General features: G+C 71.5%; 3 protein-coding genes and 1 pseudogene. 1 reads left to right on the forward strand and 3 read right to left on the reverse strand.

What is annotated here, in order from left to right; genetic code table 11:
• The first annotated feature begins 236 nt into the window (after window positions 1-236).
• Entirely contained in the window at window positions 237-917 is a 681-nt protein-coding gene (locus ACYVE9_RS22145; RefSeq protein ID WP_461029647.1) for an HAD family hydrolase, read from the forward strand.
• Between the two features lie 129 nt (window positions 918-1,046).
• On the opposite strand, the gene ACYVE9_RS22150 is transcribed toward ACYVE9_RS22145, so the two are convergent.
• The 3 genes and pseudogenes from ACYVE9_RS22150 to ACYVE9_RS22160 form a co-directional block, all read right to left on the reverse strand.
• A complete protein-coding gene (locus ACYVE9_RS22150) occupies window positions 1,047-1,316 on the reverse strand; it encodes a GlsB/YeaQ/YmgE family stress response membrane protein (RefSeq protein WP_461029648.1) in 270 nt (89 codons plus the stop codon).
• 120 nt (window positions 1,317-1,436) lie between these two features.
• Entirely contained in the window at window positions 1,437-2,138 is a 702-nt protein-coding gene (locus ACYVE9_RS22155; protein ID WP_461029649.1) for a DUF4230 domain-containing protein, read from the reverse strand.
• Window positions 2,139-2,300: 162 nt separating this feature from the next.
• Window positions 2,301-2,642, reverse strand: a pseudogene (locus ACYVE9_RS22160) (hypothetical protein); the annotation flags it as partial.

Below are 2,642 nucleotides of genomic sequence, written 5' to 3' on the forward strand. Positions count from 1 at the left end.
GGCCGGTCCGATCGGGTCGGCCGACGCACGGCGGACTTGTCGAAACGGCCGCAGGCCGCAGAACCACGGAGGTACCCCATGTTCAGTCGCCGCCTCTCCGCCCGGCCGGGCGGGTCGGCCCCCGGTGGCTTCCGCACGTCCGAGCCGCCGGCGTTCGGAGGAACCGGAGCGGTAGTGCCCGGCCCGCAGGCACGCACCTCCCCGGGCCGGGGCGCGTCCAGTGGGGCGGGCCTGCGATGAGCCGGCGCAAGGCGGTGCTGTTCGACGTCGACGGAACCCTGGTGGACAGCACCTACCTGCACGTCGTCACCTGGTGGGAGGCGTTCCAGCAGGTCGGCCGCACGGTCCCGATGAGGGACGTGCACCGGGCCGTCGGCATGGGGTCCGACAAGCTGCTCGACCACCTGCTGGGCGAGGATCGCGACCGCTCCCTCGACGACACCGTGGTCGGTGCGCACGCCGCGTTGTACGCCGAGTACCGGACCCGACTGGTGCCGTTGGCCGGCGCCTCCGAGTTGCTGCGCTGTGTCGCCCGGGACGGCTGGACAGTGGTGCTGGCGAGTTCCGCGGCCGGCCGGGAGCTGGAGTGGATGCGCTCGGTGCTGAACGCGGACAAGATCATCGCCGCGGCGACCACCGCCGACGACGTGGAGGCGAGCAAGCCGGCTCCGCAGCTCGTGGAGCGTGCCCTGGAGCTGGGCGGAGCCCGCCCGGAGGAAGCGGTCTTCGTCGGGGACACCGTGTGGGACGTGGAGGCCTGCACGCAGGCGGGGGTGCCCTGCCTGGGTGTGGCGACCGGGGCGTACGACGAGGACGAACTGCTGGCGGCGGGCGCCGTGGAGGTCTACAAGGGCCCCCAGGACCTGCTCGACCGGCTGCACACCAGTCTGCTGGGCGACCGGCAGGCCAAGCGCTGACCCGCACGCCGTCCTGCCCGCCTCCGCACGAACCGGAGGCGAGCAGGACGGGGCGTGTCGCACAACGGCGGGGGGGGGGGGGGGGGGGGGGCACCGAACCGGTGCCGCGCCCCCGCCGTACGCCAGGTGTCAGCTTCGGGCCCGCCCGCCGGCGACCATGCGGTAGATGATCAGGAGGATCACCGATCCGACGACTGCCGCGATCCACGTGGAGAGCTGGAAGAAGCCGTCGACCGAGTCGATGCCGAACACGACCCTGCCGAGCCAGCCGCCGAGCAGCGCGCCGACGATACCGAGCAGCATCGTGATCAGGCAGCCGCCCGGGTCCTTACCCGGCATCAGGGCTTTGGCGATGGCACCGGCGATGAGACCGAGCAGGATCCAGCCAATGATGGTCATGACAAATCTCCAGGTGTGAACACGACATCCGATTCGTTCTCCGACTGCCCGCGCAAAAACCCGGCAAACGCCGCCTCGCACCGAGCGGATATCCGGTGAGGGGGCCCCGGGCGGGCTCGGTCAGTCGGAGCCGTAGCGCACCGTCACCTTCTCGAAGCCAAGGGAGGTGAGCAGCCCTTCGAGCATGCTGGTGGTGTTCTTCTCCGCGCGCACGGCCAGCTCGCTCTCCTTCGCGGCGTCGCCGATGTGGCGGGCGGCCAGTCGCTGGACGGCGCGCTCGTCACCGGGGTTGCCGGAGAAGAAGTCACCGAGCCGGTCGAGCAGGCCTCGCTGCTTGCTGACCGCGTAGGAGCGTTCCGGGTCGAGCGCCGGCTTGCCGAGCTGGGCGTGCGGCAGTGTCAGGGTCGCCTCGGTGCGGTCCTCGTTGACGGTGACCTGGTTCTCGCCGACGTCCCCGAGGTCCACGTAGGCGTCCACGGTGCCGGCGCCGACGTAGAGGGTGCGGGTGCCTCGGATCGCGTCGGGCAGGAACTTGGTGTCCTTCTCCAGGTCCACCACCACCTGGAAGTTGCCCGAGGCCGCCTCGAAGCGGCTGATGTCCTGGATGGACTTCAGCAGCGTCGGTCCGGTGCGGTCCTTGGTCTCCTCACCGAACAGGTCCTTGACGCCGGGGATGAGTCCGAAGCGGACCACCAGCGCCACGGTGGTCAGTAGTACGGCGAGCACGATCACAAGCTTCAGCCACCACGGCGTCCGGCGGATGCGGGTGGTGATCGGTGGGGCATCGGTTCGTTCGCGGTCGGTACGGGCGTCCTGGTCCATCACAGCGGTCCTCCTGCCGGAGGGCGCTCCCCTCCTGCCCTTGCGCATGCCCATCCGACGCCCTGTCAGACACCTCCGTACACGGGCGGGTCGGCGCCGCGACAGGGGGCGGGGCGGAAGCCGTCATCCCGGCTTCCGCCCCGCCCCCTGCGGTCTCCCTGCTCACACGTGCAGCAGCCGCTCGGTCAGCTCGCGGTACTGGCGCAACGCCAACCGCAGCTCCTCCGTGTCGCCCTCGTCGCCGGAGCCGCGCAGTGCGGCGCGCAGCAGGCGGTGCCGTTCGTCGAGCGCCTCGGTGAGGTACCGGACCGCTTCGTCCAGCACCTTGTCGGCCTCCTGCACGGCACCGCGCGGCGAGTCGACGAACGTGGTCGTCGCCGTCTGGAGCCGGTCGGCCAGCTGCTCGCGTTCGCCGTTCCCGAGCAGACTCTCCGGCTCGCCGGCGTGCCGCGGGGTCGGCGCTGACGCCGCCGCCCGGCCGTCGGGTGCCGTCCCGGCTGCTCC

It is taken from the genome of Streptomyces sparsus (assembly GCF_054776295.1).